Raw genomic sequence first — 1,082 nt, 5'->3', positions numbered from 1 at the left:
GTCTTGGTGGGCTGTCAAGGATTCGAACCTTGGACCTATTGATTAAGAGTCAACTGCTCTACCAACTGAGCTAACAGCCCGAAAATCGGGAGGCGAATTATGCTGGATTTCCCACCGGGGATGCAAGCACTTTTTCTAAACGAATGAGAAACACCGCCCCGTGGCAGAGCCGGGCTCTGCCCGGCCGGCAGAGCTGCGATCCTGCTCGTTTTTACGTGGCTGCCGAGCATGGCTCGGCACTACCGGTGCTTGCGGAATCGCAGGCAAGAAAAAAGCCGCCTGGCGGACCAGGCGGCTTCTGTCTTGGTGGGCTGTCAAGGATTCGAACCTTGGACCTATTGATTAAGAGTCAACTGCTCTACCAACTGAGCTAACAGCCCTGAAAACTCAGGCGCACATTGTAGCGTGTGTGCTGCCTTTTGCAACTCTGATTCACTTTCGGTGAACCAGTTTGAATCAGTGGGGTGGCTGAKGGGACTCGAACCCMCGACMACMGGAATCACAATCCKGRACTCTAACCAACTGAGCTACAGCCACCACTGAAAACTTTGCTTCCTGACGCATGCACCCGATGGTGCGCCCGACAGGAATCGAACCTGTAACCGCCGGCTTAGAAGGCCGGTGCTCTATCCAGTTGAGCTACGGGCGCCCTGGCTGGATTATCGCATTTCAATCCTGTTTTGAGCAGGCTTGGTCGGGGTAGAGGGATTCGAACCCCCGACATCCTGCTCCCAAAGCAGGCGCGCTACCAGACTGCGCTATACCCCGGTGGTAAATCCCTCGAGGTTCCCCCCGAAAGAGTCGGCTATTGTGGGAATCTGCGCAGCATCTGTCAACGCTTATTTCACGTTGTCGTACACGTCGCGTCCCGACCGCTGCGTATCGGCTATGCTCGCCGCAGCGGTCGGATGGCCGGAACCCTACCCCTTCAAGGAGATTGGCAATGCGCAGCGGCAATCCCGCACTTTCCGAATCGACGTTCCTGGATCTTGCCAGCGGCTCGGTAGTGACCTCGCCCGACCAGGCAATGACCATCAACGGCACCGTCAACAAGACCGGCCTGCTGCTCCTGTTGACCGTGC

General features: G+C 56.9%; 5 tRNA genes and 1 pseudogene. 1 reads left to right on the top strand and 5 read right to left on the bottom strand.

Annotation, left to right across the window (positions count from 1 at the left end):
- Positions 1–4: 4 nt before the first annotated feature.
- From ACXJKH_RS21080 to ACXJKH_RS21060, 5 genes are all read right to left on the bottom strand, one after another.
- Positions 5–80: transfer RNA gene (locus tag ACXJKH_RS21080), tRNA-Lys, on the bottom strand.
- A 224-nt stretch (positions 81–304) separates the two neighbouring features.
- Positions 305–380: transfer RNA gene (locus ACXJKH_RS21075), tRNA-Lys, on the bottom strand.
- A gap of 80 nt (positions 381–460) precedes the next feature.
- Positions 461–537: transfer RNA gene (locus ACXJKH_RS21070), tRNA-His, on the bottom strand.
- A gap of 35 nt (positions 538–572) precedes the next feature.
- Positions 573–649, bottom strand: a tRNA-Arg gene (locus ACXJKH_RS21065).
- A gap of 42 nt (positions 650–691) precedes the next feature.
- A tRNA-Pro gene (locus ACXJKH_RS21060) sits at positions 692–768 on the bottom strand.
- 175 nt (positions 769–943) lie between these two features.
- Here ACXJKH_RS21060 and ACXJKH_RS21055 point away from each other — a divergent pair.
- Positions 944–1,082 (top strand): annotated as a pseudogene (locus tag ACXJKH_RS21055) (Bax inhibitor-1/YccA family protein); the annotation flags it as partial.

The sequence above is a fragment of the Stenotrophomonas sp. P5_B8 genome (assembly GCF_054049855.1).
Note: the sequence above shows the minus strand (reverse complement) of the source record. Positions and strands in the feature narration are given on the sequence as shown.